This window comes from Bradyrhizobium sp. PRIMUS42, assembly GCF_023006515.1.
In the GTDB taxonomy this organism is placed as follows: Bacteria; Pseudomonadota; Alphaproteobacteria; order Rhizobiales; family Xanthobacteraceae; genus Bradyrhizobium.
Genome location: NZ_JALBGZ010001446.1, coordinates 1 through 633 on the forward strand (window position 1 = coordinate 1; position 633 = coordinate 633).

A 633-nucleotide genomic window follows, 5' to 3' on the forward strand; every position below is an offset into this window, starting at 1 on the left:
CTGGCGCATCCTCGTCGGCGAGGACGCCGAGCGGCTCGACGCACGCGTGCGTGCGACGCCCGAGCAGGCCTATGACCGCGCCTTCTACGAAAGTTTTACGCAGGAGGTCGGCTGGCGGCTCGGTTGAGACCGCCGGGCCGAGCCTCGTCGAACGCGCGCGCATGTAGGTATGATAGTCATCATGTCAAGAGCCGCGCCGGTCAATCGACCGGCCGTCTGCCGCGCGCGTTCGCCATCTCATGACAAAATGGAATGTCACGCATGACGTGAATGTTTGTTCAAGCGATGGTGATCTCGAACGGCTCTCATTCGGCGCACGGCTGCTTGGTCGGGGAACCGAAATGGTTTAGTCAGTCTGGTGTAAGCGATGACAGAGCGTAGCTCACGATGATGCCCGCATGCCTCTCCGACGACTTGGTCCTTTGCCCGGAACGAGAGGACATCTCCGCTGAATTCACGCGGCTGCTCATCGCGGCGCAGGAGGGCGGGGCCACAATTGCCGAATGCCTGATGATTGCGCGGCAGCTGAAGCGGGGCGACGATCAGTCCTGGCATCGTGAGTGGAAGCGGCTGGCGCAGGCCAACCGGCAGCGCGCCGAGGCCGCCTTCACGGACGGTCACATGGCGAGCGCC

Annotated in this window: 2 pseudogenes; both read left to right on the forward strand. The window is 63.5% G+C overall.

From position 1 onward, the window contains the following. Positions 1 to 127 (forward strand): annotated as a pseudogene (locus MOV75_RS40975) (short-chain dehydrogenase); the annotation flags it as partial. 260 nt (positions 128 to 387) lie between these two features. Then, positions 388 to 633 (forward strand): annotated as a pseudogene (locus MOV75_RS40980) (dienelactone hydrolase); the annotation flags it as partial.